This window comes from Bacillus sp. FSL R9-9834 (genome assembly GCF_038006905.1).
Taxonomy (GTDB): domain Bacteria; phylum Bacillota; class Bacilli; order Bacillales; family Bacillaceae_G; genus Bacillus_A; species Bacillus_A pacificus.
In genome coordinates this window covers 1,885,561-1,905,411 of sequence record NZ_JBBOWD010000001.1, presented here as the reverse complement: position 1 = coordinate 1,905,411, position 19,851 = coordinate 1,885,561, and the positions used below count along the sequence as shown (strand labels likewise).

At 34.5% G+C, this 19,851-nt stretch carries 20 protein-coding genes; 2 read left to right on the top strand and 18 right to left on the bottom strand.

Annotated elements, in window-relative coordinates; translation table 11 throughout:
- Position 1: 1 nt before the first annotated feature.
- The 6 genes from MKY00_RS09895 to MKY00_RS09870 form a co-directional block, all read right to left on the bottom strand.
- Positions 2 to 997 (bottom strand): 3-oxoacyl-ACP synthase, encoded by a 996-nt coding sequence (locus MKY00_RS09895; RefSeq protein WP_016717212.1) that lies wholly within the window; start codon positions 995 to 997, stop codon positions 2 to 4.
- The gene (locus MKY00_RS09890; protein WP_029141103.1) at positions 997 to 1,413 is read right to left on the bottom strand and encodes a MaoC family dehydratase; all 417 of its coding nucleotides are present in this window, start codon (positions 1,411 to 1,413) and stop codon (positions 997 to 999) included. The genes MKY00_RS09895 and MKY00_RS09890 overlap by 1 nt, the downstream gene beginning before the upstream one ends.
- A gap of 4 nt (positions 1,414 to 1,417) precedes the next feature.
- Positions 1,418 to 2,908, bottom strand: coding sequence for an o-succinylbenzoate--CoA ligase (locus MKY00_RS09885; protein ID WP_073529996.1), 1,491 nt, complete (start codon positions 2,906 to 2,908; stop codon positions 1,418 to 1,420).
- Positions 2,909 to 2,923: 15 nt separating this feature from the next.
- The gene (locus MKY00_RS09880; RefSeq protein ID WP_016717210.1) at positions 2,924 to 3,529 is read right to left on the bottom strand and encodes a TetR/AcrR family transcriptional regulator; all 606 of its coding nucleotides are present in this window, start codon (positions 3,527 to 3,529) and stop codon (positions 2,924 to 2,926) included.
- A gap of 129 nt (positions 3,530 to 3,658) precedes the next feature.
- Positions 3,659 to 4,582 carry a CobW family GTP-binding protein gene (locus MKY00_RS09875; protein ID WP_029141102.1) on the bottom strand — a complete coding sequence of 308 codons (924 nt, stop codon included), beginning with the start codon at positions 4,580 to 4,582 and terminating at the stop codon, positions 3,659 to 3,661.
- 103 nt (positions 4,583 to 4,685) lie between these two features.
- Positions 4,686 to 6,122 carry a flavin monoamine oxidase family protein gene (locus MKY00_RS09870; RefSeq protein WP_016717208.1) on the bottom strand — a complete coding sequence of 479 codons (1,437 nt, stop codon included), beginning with the start codon at positions 6,120 to 6,122 and terminating at the stop codon, positions 4,686 to 4,688.
- Positions 6,123 to 6,323: 201 nt separating this feature from the next.
- Between MKY00_RS09870 and MKY00_RS09865 the strand changes: the two genes are divergently transcribed.
- Positions 6,324 to 7,268 (top strand): L-lactate dehydrogenase, encoded by a 945-nt coding sequence (locus tag MKY00_RS09865; RefSeq protein ID WP_000715326.1) that lies wholly within the window; start codon positions 6,324 to 6,326, stop codon positions 7,266 to 7,268.
- Between the two features lie 54 nt (positions 7,269 to 7,322).
- Here MKY00_RS09865 and MKY00_RS09860 read toward each other — a convergent pair whose 3' ends face one another.
- The 7 genes from MKY00_RS09860 to MKY00_RS09830 all read right to left on the bottom strand — a co-directional run bounded on the left by MKY00_RS09860 (position 7,323) and on the right by MKY00_RS09830 (position 13,296).
- The gene (locus MKY00_RS09860) at positions 7,323 to 8,336 is read right to left on the bottom strand and encodes an AI-2E family transporter (RefSeq protein WP_016717207.1); all 1,014 of its coding nucleotides are present in this window, start codon (positions 8,334 to 8,336) and stop codon (positions 7,323 to 7,325) included.
- Positions 8,337 to 8,513: 177 nt separating this feature from the next.
- On the bottom strand, positions 8,514 to 10,124 hold the full coding sequence (locus MKY00_RS09855; protein WP_016717206.1) for an amidase family protein: 1,611 nt from the start codon (positions 10,122 to 10,124) through the stop codon (positions 8,514 to 8,516).
- A 111-nt stretch (positions 10,125 to 10,235) separates the two neighbouring features.
- Positions 10,236 to 10,367, bottom strand: a complete 132-nt coding sequence (locus MKY00_RS09850; RefSeq protein WP_000997344.1) for a hypothetical protein — start codon at positions 10,365 to 10,367, stop codon at positions 10,236 to 10,238.
- Positions 10,368 to 10,493: 126 nt separating this feature from the next.
- Positions 10,494 to 11,096 (bottom strand): nitroreductase family protein, encoded by a 603-nt coding sequence (locus tag MKY00_RS09845; RefSeq protein ID WP_001277021.1) that lies wholly within the window; start codon positions 11,094 to 11,096, stop codon positions 10,494 to 10,496.
- Positions 11,097 to 11,153: 57 nt separating this feature from the next.
- Entirely contained in the window at positions 11,154 to 11,804 is a 651-nt protein-coding gene (locus tag MKY00_RS09840; RefSeq protein WP_016717205.1) for a DsbA family oxidoreductase, read from the bottom strand.
- Between the two features lie 70 nt (positions 11,805 to 11,874).
- Complete coding sequence (locus tag MKY00_RS09835) at positions 11,875 to 12,306, bottom strand: Rrf2 family transcriptional regulator (protein WP_016717204.1); 432 nt, start codon at positions 12,304 to 12,306, stop codon at positions 11,875 to 11,877.
- Between the two features lie 120 nt (positions 12,307 to 12,426).
- Positions 12,427 to 13,296: a LysR family transcriptional regulator gene (locus MKY00_RS09830; RefSeq protein WP_016717203.1), complete on the bottom strand. Its 870-nt coding sequence runs from the start codon at positions 13,294 to 13,296 to the stop codon at positions 12,427 to 12,429.
- A 97-nt stretch (positions 13,297 to 13,393) separates the two neighbouring features.
- On the opposite strand from MKY00_RS09830, the gene MKY00_RS09825 reads away from it, so the two are divergent.
- On the top strand, positions 13,394 to 14,299 hold the full coding sequence (locus MKY00_RS09825) for a DMT family transporter (RefSeq protein WP_016717202.1): 906 nt from the start codon (positions 13,394 to 13,396) through the stop codon (positions 14,297 to 14,299).
- Between the two features lie 42 nt (positions 14,300 to 14,341).
- On the opposite strand, the gene MKY00_RS09820 is transcribed toward MKY00_RS09825, so the two are convergent.
- From MKY00_RS09820 to MKY00_RS09800, 5 genes are all read right to left on the bottom strand, one after another.
- Entirely contained in the window at positions 14,342 to 14,962 is a 621-nt protein-coding gene (locus MKY00_RS09820) for a YcnI family copper-binding membrane protein (protein ID WP_016717201.1), read from the bottom strand.
- Positions 14,963 to 14,996: 34 nt separating this feature from the next.
- Positions 14,997 to 16,646: a copper resistance CopC/CopD family protein gene (locus MKY00_RS09815; protein WP_016717200.1), complete on the bottom strand. Its 1,650-nt coding sequence runs from the start codon at positions 16,644 to 16,646 to the stop codon at positions 14,997 to 14,999.
- 332 nt (positions 16,647 to 16,978) lie between these two features.
- Positions 16,979 to 17,398 carry a VOC family protein gene (locus tag MKY00_RS09810; RefSeq protein WP_016717199.1) on the bottom strand — a complete coding sequence of 140 codons (420 nt, stop codon included), beginning with the start codon at positions 17,396 to 17,398 and terminating at the stop codon, positions 16,979 to 16,981.
- An 83-nt stretch (positions 17,399 to 17,481) separates the two neighbouring features.
- Positions 17,482 to 18,840 carry a branched-chain amino acid transport system II carrier protein gene (gene brnQ / locus MKY00_RS09805; RefSeq protein WP_016717198.1) on the bottom strand — a complete coding sequence of 453 codons (1,359 nt, stop codon included), beginning with the start codon at positions 18,838 to 18,840 and terminating at the stop codon, positions 17,482 to 17,484.
- Positions 18,841 to 19,078: 238 nt separating this feature from the next.
- Positions 19,079 to 19,771, bottom strand: a complete 693-nt coding sequence (locus tag MKY00_RS09800) for an FMN-dependent NADH-azoreductase (RefSeq protein ID WP_016717197.1) — start codon at positions 19,769 to 19,771, stop codon at positions 19,079 to 19,081.
- Positions 19,772 to 19,851 lie beyond the last annotated feature (80 nt).

Genomic DNA, 19,851 nt, shown 5'->3' with positions numbered 1-19,851 from the left:
ATTACCACCTAATCACAGTAGCTGCCCACGTATACCCAGTCCCTGCGCTAACTACTACTGCAATATCTCCGGCCTGTAATTTTCCCTGTTCGTTTGCAAAGTGAAGACCAATACAAGGATCAAGCGCTGACATATGTCCATAATGATCTAAATATACAACTTGTTCTTCTTCTAGCCCTAACCCCTGTATCAATTCTATTAACATAGAACGTTTTGTATGCAATGGTAATAATACTTTAATATCTTTAGGAGTTAACCCACTTTTTCTTAACGCCTCTCGAATCACCTTGTCAAAATTAGGGATTGAAACCCGGTCTAGACGCTCTTTCATACTATTAGGATCTATTACATCAATATAATGTTGTCGATTCTTAACTGTATCATAGCTCGCAACCTGCTTTGACCCACCTGCTGGAATACGTACATCTTCATGAAATGAACCATCTGTTATAATCGCACTTCCTAATATTTCACCGTTGCTAGCATCTTTTTTCACTAAAGCTGCGCTTCCGCCATCAGCGAAATTAAACATAAAACGTGAGCGTGGATTATCATAATCTACAATTTGAGATTCTTTACATCCACCTACTAATAATATATTTTCAATTGAGTTATCGGAGTAGAGCATATCTTTTGCGACTTTGAGAGCAATAGGAAAGCAAGAACTAACATTCATAATTTCAAAAGCATAAGCATTTTTCAATCCAAGTTCATGCTGAATTTTTGGGGCACTAGACCATACGTGGTAATCTTTATGTGGACTGCCAAAATAAATGACTACATCAATAGATTGAGGATCTACTTGTGATAATATTGGCTTTGCAGCAGCAATAGCTAAATCTGATGCATGCATCGTTTCATCTGCGACATGTTTTTCATGTAATCCAAACTTTTCTATAATAATGTGCTCAGGGATACCTGTTTTTTTAGATAAGTCTACAGCCGTCTCTACGTCTTTTGGGAAGAAAACACCAGTCGCTTCAATCCCAATATTCATTAGACTACTCCTCCTTCTTTTGGCACCATCATAGTAGCTACACCTGTTAATACTAAATCTCCTTTTTGGTTATGACACTCCGTTAACAATTTCAAAACTCTCTTTTCTATCATAAATTCTTGCACTGTAGCCGTTGCTGTAATTGTATCTCCTATAAAAACTGGCGCTGTAAATTTAATAGTTTGCTCCATATAAACGGATCCTTTTCCAGGTAAATGAATACCAAGCAATTGCGATAATAAACTAGAAGTTAGTAACCCATGTGCTATTCTTTGATTAAATCTAGTTTGCTTCGCATACTCATGATCAATATGGATCGGATTAAAATCCCCACTTAAACCTGCAAATAATACAAAATCCGTTTCTGTTATTGTTTTACTACATGACGCCTTTTGACCCGTGCTGTACATCGTCATCTCTTCACCTACTTTTCAATTGATTTACTAACTGTGCTTTTTGAATTTTACCAGTTGCATTTTTAGGCAATTCTTTTAGAAAAATAATCTCTTTCGGTATTTTATATTTTGCTAGAAATAAACGACAATGTTCAATGACTTCCTTTTCAGTTAATACACTGCTACCCTTTTTCACAATAAAGGCGATTGGAGTCTCTCCCCACTTTACATGTTGCCTACCAACGACCGCTACCTCATATACGTCCGAAAGCTTATTAATGACTTGCTCTACTTCAAGTGGATAAATATTTTCACCACCGGAAATTATCATTTCTTTTTTTCTACCGACAATGTATACAAAACCATCTTCATCAACTCTAGCTAAATCTCCCGTATATAACCAACCATCTTGAATCGCTTCTTTTGTTGCATGTGGCCGATTCCAATACTCTTTCATTACATTTGGTCCTCTTATAAGTAGCTCTCCAACTTCACCAATCTCAACTTTATTTTTGTTTTCATCAATAAGTACATAATCACAAAACAGAACAGGCTTTCCAATTGAACCTACTTTACGTCTTGCATCTTCTTCTGAAAGCATAAATACGGTTGGTGATGTTTCAGTCATACCAAAGCCTTGACCAAATAAAAATCCTCTATCTATAAATTCTCTCATCAACTCTTCTGGACATGGAGCACCACCGTTATAAAACCAGCGAACTGATTGCAAATTTGCAGTTTCAAAATTCTCGCAATTCACTAATGCTTGATGAATTGTAGGTACTCCCATCACTACAGTCACTTTATGTTTTTCTATCATAGAAAGAGCTGTAGTTGGCTCAAATTTTCTTGGAACAATGATTACACCACCTGCAAATAAAGTTGGAAATGCGAATAAACCAATCCCACCAATGTGAAATAAAGGCAGTAATACAATGGAGCGATCGTGAATAGTTAGATCAATCGCAAATGTATTATTTAGTGCATTCCAAAACATATTGTCTTGTGTAAGTACAGCTCCTTTCGGTTTTCCAGTTGTCCCTGAGGTATAACATATAATAAAGGATGCGCTTTCATTTATCTCTTCAAAGTTATCAATTTTTCTATCTTCTATTTCATTTAAACTTGTAATCGAAATCACACTTTGTACATACGATACCTTCTGCATTGACATTGCCATATTTTGAAATGTTTCCTCTACAAATAACAATGTAGTTCCACTATCTTTTAACTGAAATATAAGTTCATTTTCTGTTAACCGTATATTCAGTGGAACAGCAATACATTCTACTTTTGCTATAGCGAATAAAAGCACAATATATTCCAAGCTATTTTGCGATAAAATAGCTATCCTTTCTCCTTTTTGCACATGTAAGTCGTAAATGAAATATGCGGCTACTTTATTTACATACTCATGTAACTGTTTATATGTCATTTCCTCCTCATCTGTAATAATAGCAATGCGATCTGGATGTAAATAGGCACGTTTTTCAATCCAATAAGCAATGCCTTGCATATGTTCCCCACTCCCTTATCTCTTTCTCAATCCTTCAAATATTAATGACATCGCTGCTTCAAATACATCTTCTGGAACATCTTTCTCTTCCCAATAACCCCATCGCATACCTAGAAATTGTCCAATTGACATAAGACAATACGCAATTGTTTCTGTATCAAGTTGTTTAAACTCTCCCGCTTCCATACCAGCTGATAAACTTTTTAAAAATCCATTTGCGAGCTTTGCATAGTACCATCTATATAAATTATCATCAACTACTACTGCTTGTTGTACAATGTTATATAGATTAGGTCGATCTTTCACCCACCGAAAAAAAGCCTGAAAACCTCTTCTTTGTGCCTCTTCATAACTTGATATTCCCTTCATTTCTTCTTTAATAAGCAAGCGTAACTCACGGTTCAATCTGCGAATCAATTCATCAAATATATCTTTTTTAGATGGAAAGTAATTATAGAAAGTTCCGTGCGCTACCTTTGCTTCTTGTGTAATATTCACGATAGAAGCCTCGTAATATCCTTTACTACCAAATACCTCTTCTGCAGCACACAATAATTTCTCTCTCGTTTCTAACCCTTTTGTTGTTAAGTTTTTTACATCCATTATTATTTTTTCTGACACCTGAATCACCTCTTAGATTTGATTATAAATATTTTTCTTAATTTTACAATTATTATCGTTAGACAAAATCTGCAAGTGTTTTTCTACATACAAAAAGGCCTAACTTAAAAATAAGTTAGGCCTTTTATCTTAATTAGAATTATTTTCCACTTCCTCTAACCCTTCAGCCAATTGCTTCTTATCTAGCCCTTCCCCTATTACTACTAAGTTCGTTGGGAAACCGAAGTCTTGTTCCAGTAAAGTCGGTACTCCGAACGAGTATTGGAATAAGTGAGGATATTTGTCCCCATGAAATTTCACAAAACCTTTTACGCGATAAATACTATCTGGTAAATTTGAAAGCCATTCGTATAATTTATCTTGATCAATCGATTTCGTAAATTGATACGTCATCGTTTGTATATGTAAATGCTGTTTTACATGTAGTGTCTCATGTTCCGCGTCATTCGTAAATTCAGCTTCTTCTATGTCTTCTAAAGATATATTACAATATTTTGTTTCAAACAATTTCGCATGATTATTTATCACTTTCACTTCTTCTATTACTTTGTTCTTATCCGCACCTGTTAGTAAATCTGATTTATTAATTAAAATGTGACTACCAAACTTCAGTTGCTCATGCAATAATTGCTGAACGTTTGCACTTAATACACTTCGATTTAACCATCTTACTGCATCTAAAACGACTACAATGGATTTCACTTCTAAGAAAGGTGCTAAAATTGGTGATACACATGCATCTAACACTTCAATTGGATGCGCAACACCTGTCGTTTCTATATAAATGACATCTGGTCTTTCTTGCTGATATAACGAATGCAACTGTATTTCAAGCTCTTCTTTTAACGTACAACAAATACATCCTTTCAGAAGTTCCCTTAAAACATTCTCTTTTCCAATAATATCGGTATCTACCGAGTATTCACCAATTTCATTCATCAATACTGCAACTTTTCTATTCTTCTTTTTCTCCGCTAACAATAAATTTTGTAATAGCGTTGATTTTCCACTACCTAAAAAGCCACCTAATATATGAATTTCTACTTTATTCATTTGATCGACCATCCATTTCTTTATTTCAAACGTATTCAAAGCGTAATAATTACGATTTATATTTATTATTTTATTAAAAGAGTCGTGATTTGTAAATATATCTTCACTGTTCGTTTACTTCATACGCAACTCTAATTCCAGACTCTATTGCTCCTTGCATCCATCCATGTGTTAATGTCGTATGCTCTCCTGCAAAATGTACTTTCCCAGATGGTGGTGTAATATACGGAAATAACTCGAGCTCTTGGCCCGGTTCGAACGCTGTAAATGCGCCGCAAGAATACGGATTTTGACTCCAGCTAAAAGAGGTTCCAGTGACAAACTCACTATAGACGATGTCACCGTATATTTCCGCTAAATTTTTTAATGCGTAACGAATACGATCTCTTTGCGAGAGACTATCCCATGTTAATGCCTCATCTGCCCACGTATAACTTGCTATAACGATAGCTGGTCCTGGAGTATGAATGCCATAGCTCGGATAGTATGTAAAACGTATAGGTAAATCTGTAATAGATTTACCACCACACTGTCCCGCTTTCTCCCAAAATCTACTTTTAAACTCTATCGCAATTTTCGTTGCAGCAATATAATTCAATTCACGAATTGCTCGTCTTTTAAAATAAGAGAATAAATGGTATGGCTGAACTTCTACAAATCGTAACGCTGAAAATGGAATTGTGACAATAGCAATGTCGCCTGTTACCATAAACGAATGTAACGTTCGTTCATTTGTTACTTGCATCATTACCTTATTATCTTCCTGTATAATTTTTTCTACTTTATACGGCATAAAAATATTATCTTTTAAATCTGGTAAAAATGAATTTGGTAATGCATCCATGCCACCTGTTATCTCATAATATTTCGTCGTTGAAGTAAAAAAAATCATTTCCCGTAATACTTCAATTAAAGACATTCCCATATAAGCTTCCATATCAAGAAGTACCCCGATCATGTCTATTGCACCGTCTGAATAATATTCAGTTAAAAATGTGCCGAGCGAATATGCTTTATACTTTTTTTCAACGATAATCCAGTTTTTATTAGGATCTTTTTTTATAAAATTTAGTATGGGTTCTAATACTGCCAACATTAATTCTTCTGCTGTTTTACCTTTTTCGCTCTCCAAAATTGGATATCCAAGTATACTTGGATTTTTTTCGAATATGCTCAATCTCGTTTTAATATTATTCGTATAAATAATATCTGAAGCGGTTTTATTTATAAAAAGATTTAACGGTAATTTAAATTTACGAATGTATGCTAAAGTTAACTCGTGTGTTTCAGGAATTCGCATCGGCCCTGCATTAAAATATAAACCTCTGCTAAACGGTTCACGCATCGTATATATTCTTCCGCCTATTCGGTTATTCGCTTCTAAAATGGTTATGTTATGACCTGCTTCTTTCAATAATGATGCTGCAACTAATCCTGAAATCCCTGCACCAGCAATAATAATATGCTTTGGATTCTTCGTTTTAACGAGCCCCACATTAATAATATGAAGCATTCTTTCCATCGTTAATGGCTGCATCATGCCCTTTTCCCCTTCAATAAAGGATTTTATTGCATTATATTCGATTAACTTACTTCCTATGTTTCATGCAAAGAATTGCACGGATACATTTTCAATTACTTGAATATCTTTTATAAAATGTAATAAACTAGATATGACTCTATAGAAGTAAGACGTATTATCTTACATAATAAAATTAATGAAATTGCGAGGAATTTTGAAATGAAAAAAGGGATTAACCGTGTTGTATTAGTAGGAACAGGAGCGGTTGGATGTAGTTATGCTTACTGTATGATTAATCAAGCTGTGGCTGAAGAATTTGTTTTAGTTGATGTAAACGAAGCAAAAGCTGAAGGGGAAGCAATGGATTTAAGTCATGCTGTTCCATTCGCGCCAGCTCCAACTAGAGTATGGAAAGGTAGCTATGAAGATTGTAAAGATGCTGATCTTGTAGTCATTACGGCTGGATTACCACAAAAACCAGGCGAAACACGTTTAGATTTAGTTGAGAAAAACGCAAAAATCTTTAAACAAATTGTTCGTAGTATTATGGATAGCGGCTTCGATGGTATCTTCTTAATCGCAACTAACCCTGTCGATATTTTAACTTACGTAACTTGGAAAGAATCTGGTTTACCGAAAGAGCGCGTAATTGGTTCTGGTACAACACTTGATTCTGCTCGTTTCCGCTATATGTTAGGTGAGTACTTCAATATTGGTCCACACAACATTCACGCTTATATTATCGGCGAACATGGCGATACTGAACTTCCAGTTTGGAGCCACGTATCAGTAGGTATTCAAAAACTACAAACACTGCTTGAAAAAGACAACACGTATAATCAAGAAGATTTAGACAAAATTTTCATAAACGTTCGTGATGCAGCTTACCATATTATTGAGCGAAAAGGTGCAACTTATTATGGTATTGGTATGTCACTTCTACGTGTTACTAAAGCGATTTTAAATGATGAAAATAGTGTATTAACTGTATCGGCTTACTTAGAAGGTCAATATGGTCAAAAAGATGTGTATATCGGTGTACCTGCTGTTTTAAATCGCGGCGGTGTTCGTGAAATTTTAGAAGTAGAATTAAGTGAAGACGAAGAATTAAAATTCGATCACTCTGTTCAAGTGTTGAAAGAAACAATGGCTCCTGTTCTTTAATGATATATGCAAAAAGCAATCCAAAATTTGTTGGATTGCTTTTTGCTTTATTTTCTATTTTTTAATCGATTCCTCATTATTTACATCAAGTACATCTAATAAGAAGATGAAGATTGGTATCCCGATAATAAGCCCCCATATTCCAAGGAAATGTTCAGAAAAGATGAGAATCATAAATGTATAAAAGATTGGTAAATTTGTTTTCGCAGACATAAACTTCGGATTTAAAAAATAACTTTCAAGAGCATGGATTACTGTAATGAAAATAAGTATGTATACCACGTACATAACTCCGCCTACATTATATGCAATAATACAAAGTGGAAACAAGGAAATAATTACCCCGGCAACAGGAATTAATCCAAGTAAGAAAATCATAACAGCTAATACGAGAAGCTGCGGAAATCCTAAAACAATTAATGCAATAACAGTAAGAATACAATTTACAACCGCAATTAAAAACTGCGCTTCAATTACTTTACCGAATGATCTTGCGAACCTTTCGCCAAAATATGCAATCTCTTCATAAAAAATCTTTAGCTTACTCTCTTTAAATTTAGAAGTAAATGTAATAATACGCTCTTTTTCTAATAAGAAAAATAAGCTTAATATGAGAGACAATAATATTTGTAAACTTACCTTCCCTATATTTGCTATCGATTGATAGATAACATCTACACCTTGTTCTATATACTTTGATACTTCCATTCCGTTAATTGTCGAAAGTGCATATTTAATGATTTCATTATCAGGCGGGTTTTGAAAAAACAATTTAAATTGATAAATCAATTGCGAAATTTGTACCGTTAACACAGGTAAATATTTATACAATGTCGTGCCAATAAAGGAAACTAATATGATATACAAACAGGCAATAACAATTTTCCGATTCACTTTCAATTTCTTTGAAATAAAACGTTGAAATCGATCCATTAAAAATGTCAGTATAAACGTAATTAATATTAAATTGATCATACTTTTTAATCCATATAATACAAGCGCTACTATTATTAAAACGAGAAACCGTTGAAACCCTCTACTTCGAAAAAAATTTTTCACTTCATTCATTAAGATTTAACCTCCCCCTTCAATGGATGGAAATTGAATATATTACATTTTATGAACTTCTATAGACAATCTTTCTTACTAATTAGGAAGAATCCTTTTTTCTTTTTATATTGTTAGATTCTATTTATATTAGCCCACCTACTTACTTCAGTTGAGCTCTTTTTTTCGTTTAACCTTTTACAATTTAGGTGATTTTCTATTGCTAGACTGCTGCTCATACGCATATCCAATATTGAACAGTTCCTTCTCACCGAATTGCTTCCCGACAAACACTGCACCTACTGGCTCTCCATTGTTATCATATCCTGCTGGCACCGCTAATTCTGGATAGCCAGCTATAGCTGATAGAAGAACTTCCTCGTTATTAATCATAACTAGAGCATCCAAACCTTTTTCTACTAAATATCTATCTAGCTCTTTTCTTGCATTTTCTTGACTCGTTTGCACTACTTTTTCAAACTCATCTTTCGTTATAGCAGATTTTTCAGACGCCTCAATTAATGTTTGTCCATATTTTATTCGTCTATTACTATCCTTTTTATTAAACGCTATAATCTCTTCTAACGATTTTACCGGTACATTTTTTTGCTTTGAAAGAAAATCGTTAACATTATGTTTGAATTCATATTCTAATGTTTGTAGATTATCTACACCCTCAGCGTTTAACTGAATATCATCAGTCAATATTGCACCTGCATCTTGAAGGTCTTTTCTTATCTTTTGTGCTACTTCTTTTCTATTGTCATCTTGTCGATCTATTGAAAATAGTACTCCTACTTTTTTCCCTTTCAAACCGTCTATTGATAAGTCTTTCGTATAATCCATTCTTTCTTTATCTTTCATTTTTTCTGTCATTGCATCTTTTTCATCATAACTTACCATTATGTTAAATAACGTTGCAGCATCCTTTACCGTTCTTGCCATCGGTCCTGCTGTATCAAGTGTTTCAGCTAATGGAATAATGCCTGATCTACTCACCATACCTAGTGATGGACGTAACCCAACTACTGATTGCTGCGCTGCAGGTGCTACAATCGATCCTGTCGTTTCTGTTCCGACTGCAAGCGGTGCAAAATTTGCTGCAACTACTGTAGCAGATCCAGAGCTTGATCCTGATGTATCAAACGTAATCGGACCATACGGATTCAAATTTTGTCCTTTTTTCCCGCTATATCCGCTAGGCATTGTAAAGGATAAATAATTTGCCCACTCAGACATATTCGCTTTTCCTAAAACAAAAGCACCTTCTTCTTTCAACTTTTTCACAATCGTCGCATCCTCATCTGCAATCCAATCTTTTAACACATACGTTCCTGCACTAGTCGGCATCACTTTTTCCGTCTGTACATTATCTTTTACAATGACAGGAATACCATATAAATTCGATTTTTTATTTCTACCTCGCTCTTGATCTAACTTTCTTGCTTCCTCCATCGCATTAGGGTTTATCTCTGTAACAGCATTTAATGTTATTCCATTTTGATCATGTTCTTGTATTCTAAAAAGATAAATACTCGTTAATTCTTCATATGACAACTTTCCATCATCAATCATTTTTTGAAGCTCATCTATAGTCGCATTTACGACTTCTTTTTCTTTTATCTTTACATTTTCTATGTTAATTCCTTTTAACTGGTTATGTATCGGTTTTAACACTCTATCTTTATCATATACGATACGCTCAGGTTCCTTTGGAAAATAATTTTTATATACGTAATATCCGCCAGCACACGCTAATAAAACAACGCCTCCAGCGATAGACAGCGTTACCTTTACCCATTTCTTCATGTTGCCTCCTCCACTCTATAAGGTGCTTCTTTATACGAAAAAGAGAGTTACCTTTTACTTAACTCTCTCCAATCAAAATGCTAAATGAAAAAATGAAAGATTTCAATCTAATTACTTCTTTTTTTGCATTTGCTTTGCTAACATTTCTTTCACTTGATTATACGTTAACCCTGAATTTTTATTTAAACGCTTTACTTCCTCAACATCAGTACCTACCACTGTATATTTTTTCTCATCATTCATTTTCCTAATTCCCTTCTCAACGGATTATTTCTTATATTTCTTCCCTAAATGCGCATAAATTAACACCACTACAAAAAAGGAAGCTGTTTTTAAGCACAGCTTCCTTCTCGTTACATATTGTATTTCTTAATAAAATTTCACTACATCTTCAGTAGGCAAGAACGTTCTTTCTGCTGGTTGTTCGTTTGGTTCACCAAATGGCATTTGACCTACTAAGCTCCACTCAGCTGGAATGTTCCAAGTTTCTTTCACTTCAGCATCTACGATTGGGTTGTAATGTTGTAATGACGCCCCAATTCCTTCAGCAGATAATAACATCCACACAGTATGTTGTAACATTGCATTTCCTTGATGAGACCAGAATGGGAACTGATCTTTATATAATGGTGCGTTTTCTTGCATTTTTTCTACAGTTGCTTGATCTTCAAAGAATAGTACAGTCCCTACACCTGCATGAAAACCTTTTAGTCTTTCTACAGTCGCTTCAAAGTTTTCTGCTGGTACGCGGGCTCTTAATGTTTCTTTTACAATATCCCAAAACTTTTCATGCTCTCCATCCATTAATACAACCATACGACCACTTTGCATATTGAAAGATGTTGGTGCGTGTAAAGCTGTTTTTAACACTTCTTCAATTCTTTCTTTCGTAATTGCATCGTTTTTTGTTACTTTACGAATCGAACGGCGGTTCACGATTGCTTCTTTTAAGTTTGTTGTAGTTGCTGACATTTTCATTCCTCCAAATGTTTGTTTTATAATTTATTTTGTTATTTCATAACAAGCGAATTAGCAATATCCATCGGTATTACATTGCATACCTTCAAATGAATTTGTTTTTTCTTTTTCAATTTCTTTATCAATGACTCGTTGTAGCGTTTCTTTACTAGCAAGCCCTTGAATGACTTCATCTCCAATCATGACAGTTGGAACAGCCATAATATTCGCTTCCTCATATGCGTGCTGAATTGCTTCTTGATGCTTTTCTTTATATTTACGAGTTACTAAAGCATCTTTAAATTCGGCTTCAGGAAGACCTACTTCTACCGCTAATTTTGTTAACACATCAATATCTTCAATGTTTTGCTCTTCTTGGAAAAACGCTGTGAATACGCGGTGATGATACTCATTACCTAGTCCACGTTCTTTCGCAAATTGACATCCTTCAAAAGCTAAATGTGTATATGGATGTGGTGAAACACGTGGCAAACGCATTTCAACTCCTAACTTCTTCGCTGTCGGAAGAATGAAAGCATCCCATGAACCTAATTTTTCTGGCTCATTCCATGGATCTATTTTTGAATATGGACTTGGACGTAATTCAAATGGCATCCATTCAATCTCTACATCTTTCTCTTTCGCTACCTCATCTAATGGACCTTTTGCTAAAAAACAAAACGGACATATAAAATCTGAGTATACTTTCATTTTTACAGTCATAACTTTTACACCTTCCCTTTAGTTGTAATCATATTAGTTACATTAATGATAAAAAAAATATAAATATGATTTAAGCATGCATTTTTTCTTGCAACGATTCAAACAATTGACCCATCGTAATATTTCTCAAAACTTCTTCCAGCGCGGATTGCGCTTGAATTAAAATAATTTCTAACACCGCTTGAATGTTCGCCCCAATTGGACAATCTGGGTTCGGTTGCTCGTGAATATGAAATAACTTGTCTTCTTCGACTACGTTCACTGCATGATACACATCTAACAATGTGATTTCATGTAAATCCTTTAGTAATCCCGCGCCACCCGGTCCACGATTGACGTAAACAAAGCCAGCTTGTTTCAAATACGACATCATTTTACGAATGACTACTGGATTTGTATTGACACTTTCAGCCATATAGTCTGAAGTACAAAGTGAAGATGGATTGTTTTTCAAAATAGATAAAATATGAACAGCTATGGAAAAGCGGCTACTAATTTTCATCGTGATCACCACCTTGATGTAATCATTATAGTTACAACCAAAAGATAAGTCAATCCTTTTCATAGATTTTTTATAAGCAAATTAAAAAGTGTCCCATTACGATATATGAGACACCTCTTTTTATTCTGCAAATAGCCCTTGAAATTCTTCAATAAATAGCTGCACAGCGATTGAAGAATCCTTTAATGAAGGAACAGCTAAAGCAATTTCTCTCCATACTTGTGGTTCTAATTCTCTCGTTTGCACATTTTTTGGTAAATTCGTTAAAGATAATTCAGCTAATATTGCAATACCTAGCCCTTCTTGAATCATATTTAAAGCGGTAGTAACGGTAGAAATTACATACTCAGCCCGAAGTGGTACGTTGGCTTGTTTAAACATATCGATAATGGGTGGTTCGTATCCGCCCTTACATAATATGATCGGTTCATTCTCCAAATCACGAATTGTAATAGCTTCCTTCTTGCAAAGAGGATGATCCTCTCTTAAAATAGCAACCATTTTCCCCTTCGTTAATGGAACAATCTCCATCTCTTTATTAGGTAAAATAACAATTCCTATATCAACAACCCTCGATACTAACCAATCTTCAACTTCCTTAATCGTTCCTTCACAAAGAACGACTTCTAAGTTCGGATACTTCTCCTTAAAATGGTTTATCATTTTCGGTAAGAAATGTGCAGAAGCACTCGGAAAGCTCCCAATTCGAATCGTCCCAACTTCGTGCCCTTTCTCCATTGCAACTTCTTGTTCAATCTTCTCTACACTGCTCAAAACCTCTCTAATATGTACAAGAATTCTGTTTCCTACATCCGTAACGAGTAACCCTTTTCGTTTATCCCGTATAAGAATCGTAACTCCTAACTCTGATTCTATACTTGAAATGGCATGACTTACAGCTGGTTGCGTCATATTTAACACCCGAGCAGCCTTCGTAAAACTACCTAACTCAACAGTTTTTATTAATACTTGTAGTTGTGTAATAGTCATAACTAATCACTTATACTCCTCATAAAAAAGATTCATTTTATTTATTACAGTCGATATCATATCATAGTGAAATGAATAACAACAAGGAGGTCTTACAGTGACACAGCTTTCTCGAACTAAGACGGCCATAATCCTTACCTTTCTCGTTTTCATGTGGGGAATCAATTGGCCTTTATCTAAGTTTGCCTTGCATTATACACCACCCGTTTTATTTGCAGGCATTCGAACTTTAATTGGAGGATTCATTTTACTCCTGTTCGCATTACCGAAATACAAAGAGTTACACTTAAAAGAAACTTGGCATTTATACGTTATTTCTTCTTTACTTAACATCATTATATTTTACGGGTTACAAACTGTAGGCCTTCAATATATGCCTGCTGGTCTATTTTCCGCTATCGTATTTTTACAACCTGTTTTACTTGGTATTTTCTCGTGGATATGGCTTGAAGAATCAATGTACGGTTTAAAAATTTTCGGGCTTGTACTTGGATTTATTGGTGTAGGAGTGATTAGCTCTAGTAGTTTAACTGGACATATTTCTGTCATTGGAATTCTTCTTGCATTAGGATGTGCGATTGGCTGGGCACTTGGAACAGTATTTATTAAAAAAACTGGTCACCGTGTGAACGCCATTTGGATGGTAACAATTCAGCTGCTTATCGGCGGTCTTTGTTTAGTCGGATTTGGCTCAGAATTTGAAAGTTGGTCTAGTATTGCTTGGAGTATGCCATTTGTTAGTGTACTACTCTTTATTTCATTCTTTGTTATTGCAATGGGGTGGCTTGCATACTTCACGCTTGTTGGAGCTGGTGAAGCAAGTAAAGTTGGGGCTTATACATTTCTTATTCCACTAATCGCTATTATTGTAAGTTCAATTTTCTTACATGAGGCCATTACGATTAGCTTATTCATCGGACTATTATTTATTGTAGTGAGTATTTGTTTCGTAAATATAAAGCCAAAAGCACTTGCTGTAGGGCAACGAGTTGAAGTGAAATAAATATGGGAAAGAGCCTACTGTTTGTAGGCTCTTTCTTATATCTTATTTTTTACGTCGTACTACAAACACACACGTACCTACCGAAGATACAATCGCCAAAATAGATAAAACAATCGCTATCAATTGCATATTACTAGTACCTTCATTCTTTTCTAAATTAGACACTTCACCGTGTTCTCCTGTTAATGACGTACCTTTTGCAATTGTAGTAAGTGAATGTGGTTTTTCAGCTTTTTCATCGCCTGTCCATTCAACAATTTCTCCATCTTTATATTGTTGATATGCATCCCAAGCTATTTTTTGTTCTTTATCCGGATTTTTAGCGACGAAAGTAAACCGCTGAAACTGACCGGGTAAAATCCCTTCTCCTGTTGCTTCCCATACTACAGTTTTCACTTTTCTAACATTATCTTTTTGTTCTTCCACTTTCCACCCTGGCACTGGTTCATACTGTTGGAATTCCACACCAGACGGTATTTTCAGTGTAACTTTTGTTGTTGCTACATTCTTTTCAACTGGTACTTTTATCGTGTAAGTCTCCCAAGAACCAATGTCAGAAGTTGCTGGCTTTACAGTAACGTGCGCACTAACAGGTAACGAAAAAATTCCCATTGCAATTACTGTTGCGATCATTGTTGTTCCTAATTTTTTTATGCGTTTCATTTTCTATTAGCTCCTTTTCATCTATAACGTCTCTTTATCTGCCACCTACAATAAATTTATAATCCGTATCAAAGCTATCAAGAGACTTTGTTAATCCATGTACTTGTATATTCCAGTTGCCTGTCATGTTAATATACATACCTTCTGCTTCATATTCTCCCGGTGAAACTGCCGAAACTTTAAATGATCCTTTTCCCATATTCATATCTAACGATTGCGTAGTTAATATAATTTGTTCCATATCAGTAACAGGTTGTCCATTCTCATCCTTTAAAGTAATATGGAATATATTTTGTCCTACTCTATTAGGACTTACATTTAGCGTCATTTCATATCCATTATCTAATTGTTTACTCTCTGTAAAAGGTCCAGTAGGAGGCATAGGTGGTGTTTGTACGTTTGTCATAAAAGCTACGATTACGAAAATGATAATTCCAATGATAAACTCTACTTTCACCGTAGCACCTAATCCTTGCTCCGCTCTCATTCTCCCTTTCACATAATGAATAATTCCCAATATCCCCATGAAAATGAATAAAAGCACCTTTGCTAATAAAGCTAATCCATACTTCGTATCAAATAACGAGTGGATTGTTGGAATAAAAAATGTACTGTTAAAAAGACCTGTTATTAAAATCACAATGACAGCACATGTTGCCCACGGTGAAAAACGCTTAATCATATCCCAATACATATGCCACTTGTCATCCTCTTTACGTAAAAGAAAAATAATGGACGATAGACCACCAATCCATAATGAAGCTGCTAATAAATGTAAAAAATCCATAACGACAGCAATGTCTTTAAACTTTAAACCATATGCATGACTATTAAATGCTTTCATAACAAGTAGCCCAATAAACAATACTATTGGAACGCTCCATACTTGAAACGACGACAGCTTCTCACGCCTCATCGCAAAATACGTAACGATTATAAGCGAACTAATAAGAGTCATTTGAGTAATCCATATATAACCAAAGACAGAAAGCTGTAATGTTTCTTTTAATAGTAAAGGATTGAATGCTTCTAGCCATGAAACATCCGCATTTATTTTCGATTGTAGTGGTAGATTGAATAACAAACTAATCAATATCCCAAATAAGGAGATCCATATTATGTTCTTACTCCTTGATCGTACCGAGGCTGCATTACCCTTATACATAATAAGATTAAAGAAGAGAACTCCTATAAATAGTGAGAAACTTGTATATAAAATTCCACGTTCCATAATCATATCAATTTGCGGGACATACCCCATCTCTTCTACCTTTACATCGTCTACTCCCACTTCTGCTAATCCAATACGGAATGGAATAACTCCTTGAATTGGATGGCCATCAGCTGAAATCACTTTCCACTGAATAGAGTAGAGACCGTTTTTGAGATTCTCTTTTAATCCGGCTTCTAATAGCTTTTTATTTTTTTTATCAATATTAGCATCTTTTAAATCGACCCTTTTACCTGATGTATCTCTCACATACAATGTATTAAAACTTGAGACTTGTATGTCCTCATCGAATTCAATTTGCACAACAGCTGGTGCTTTCTTCAACGTTTCATTTTCAGCAGGGTTTGATTTCACAATGTACGCATGAGCAGATGCACTTTTTGGTATCAATATAATAAGCACACATGCAATGAATAGCCATGCCCCTAACCTTTTCATTACTTTCACAATCATTTCACTTCTTTCTTCCTCATCGCTATACTTTCATTCCTTAAAATTCTCAGGTTTTATTCTTCGGCGAAATATTAACCTTATTAAATATAATCTTCTATACGGTATAACTCTTTGTTTATCTCTCACCGCCAAACTTCTAATACAATAGTAACTACTTTCATAGATACAGCTTACATTTTTAAAGTCGATTGTTATTATATCATAAAATATATTTATGTAAGTTCCTGAGGAAGAAAAGTAATCGTGAATCATTTGTGAAGAAAGTGTGAAATACATAAATAAAAAAAGCATTACGTTATTACGTAATGCCCTTCTTCCATCATAAAATTTCTCTACTTCTCTTCCGGATAATCACAATACTCAATAATCGTTCCCTCTGTATCCGCTGGGTTAAGATATATTAATCTTCTACCGTGCTTATTAATTCGAAGTGTATGCTCTAACGTTCGAATACCTTGTTCTTTTAGCTCTTCTAGAGCCACATTTAAATCACCGACACGATATGCCACGTGATGAACACCTTTACCTTTTTGTTTAATAAAGCGCGCTATTGGAGATGTCGTATTATTCGTAGGCGCAAGTAATTCAATTCTATCTCCATCCACTTCAAGAATGGCTACTTCGCTTTCAACACCAGGCGCTTCACTTACGTAACGATCTATTAAAGTTCCTGACAACACCTTTTCATAAAAACGTATCGTACTATCTATATCTCGAACTGCGATGCCGATATGATCAATTGTTTTTTTCATTTTATTTCCCCTACTACTTTATTTTTTCTCATTATTAATAGTAACAAAAAAAGTTATAGAAACAAGTTCTATAACTTTTTTATTTAACCTATTTTCTTATTCGTACTAGCTACTGGTTGAACTTTATTTTTCACTTTTAAAACACTAATGCCATATCCGATAAATCCACCGATAATCGCTGGGAAGATCCAACCTAATCCTACTTCATGCATTGGAAGTAAATTAGTAAGAAGATCGTTCACTACTACTAATTTCATACCAGCTGCATTTAATCCATCAAACATACTTACAATAAATGTTATTAACAAGCTACCTTGATACACTTCTGCTCGTCCTTTAAATAATGGGTGAAGCAGTGTTAGGAAAATTAATACGATTGCTAGTGGATAAATTGCGATTAATACAGGAACAGAAATTGCAATTAATTGCGTTAAACCTACATTTGCAACAACCGCACTGAACACTGATAAGATGATTGCTATCTTTTTATACGAAACATTCGGGAATAGCTTATGGAAGAATGAAGAACATGCTGAAACAAGTCCTACACTAGTAGTTAAACATGCTGCTGTAACCATAATACCTAATATAATTCCACCGTATGACCCGAAATAATAGTTTGAAACTTTTGCTAATACTGCACCACCATTATCTAAATGACCAAGTTTTGCAACACTTGAAGCTCCCATAAATGAAAGTGCTGAATAAATCATTGCTAAAATAGATGCAGCAATCAATGTTGCTTTTGCACAAACAATCATAATGTCTTTTTTTGTTTTTGCGCCCTTTTCTTTAATCGCATTGATGATGATAATACCGAATACGAATGATGCTAACGTATCCATTGTTAAGTAACCTTCTTGGAACCCTTTAAAGAACGCATGTGATGTATATGCCTCTGCGGGTGCTTGCATTTCTCCCATTGGATGAATAAAAGCAAATACTACTAAAATCCCAATAAACGTTAATTTAATTGGTGTTAAAATTTTTCCTACAATATCGACAATTTTCGCGGGATTTAGCGAAAAAAAACAAGTAATGCTAAAAAATATAATTGTAAAAAGAATGAGTGCTGAAGAATCCATAGCTTCTGGTACAAAAGGCTTCATACCAATTTCATAAGAAACGCTGCCTGTTCTCGGAATAGCGAATAGTGGACCAATCGCTAAATATAAAACTGTCGTAAATACAATGCCGAACACTGGATGTACACGACTTGCTAACGATTGTAAATCTTCTTTACCTGAGATTCCAAATGCTAATACCCCTAGCAACGGTAAACCTACACCTGTTACTAAAAATCCAGCGTTAGCAATCCACACATTCTCTCCTGCCGATTGACCAAGCATTGCTGGGAATATTAAATTTCCTGCCCCAAAAAATAGTGCAAATAACATTAAACCAATAACAACTATGAACGAAAACGGTACTTTATTCGTCATAATATAACCTCCATTCAAAATAACCTATGTCATTTCCAATTTTAACTAATTGAATTTTCTGAATATTTAACTTAAGTATCAACTATTCTTGAACTCATTATAGTTTGATATATAATATTTTGCAATACTATTTTCAAACTTTTCATTTATTTTATAAATATACATTTTTTAACATAGAAATAGACTAAAAAACCAACATGGTCATCCATGTTGGTTTTTCCATTTTACTATCAATTAATTAAAATTTCGCCGCTACTTTCTTAACGTTCTCTAAACCTTCTTCAACAATTTGCTGTGAGCGATCTGGATATTGGTTGTGCCCTTCAATTACAACAGTCTCTGGATTTGTAATTCCCCAGAATCCAAGTACATTCGTTACATAATTAACGGCCATTTCCATAGGAGCCATTTGTTCTGAAGAGTAATCTGAACCACGAGCACCTAACACAACAACTTTCTTATCACCAGCTAAACCTACTGGACCATTTGCTGTATATTTAAACGTTTTTCCAGCTTGAGATAAATATGAAATATATGTGATTAATGGTGCTGGTACAGTAAAGTTCCATAATGGGAATGCAAATACAACTTTATCAGCTTCTAAAAACTGATTTAAATATTGATCTACTGTAGCAACTGCCTTCTCTTCTTCTGCTGTTAATTCCATACCTTGACTACGTTTGTATCCACCTGAAATAGCAATATTTCCGTAATAAGGAAGATCTAATGCAAATAAATCTAACTCTGTAATTTCTGTATTCGGATTTGCTTCTTTATAAGTACTTACAAATGTTTCATACATTTTTGAACTAACTGCTTGCTCCGCTGGGCGATCGTTTGCTTTTACAAATAATACTTTTGACATTGTTTTATTCTCCTCTACTTTTTGATTTTCTTCTTTTTTACCAAATAACGAGCTAAATAATCCCATTTTCTTCACCTAAACTTTCTTATCATATTCATTATTCAACATCATAAAAATTCTTATTCTAATAAAAAGTTCCAATTGAT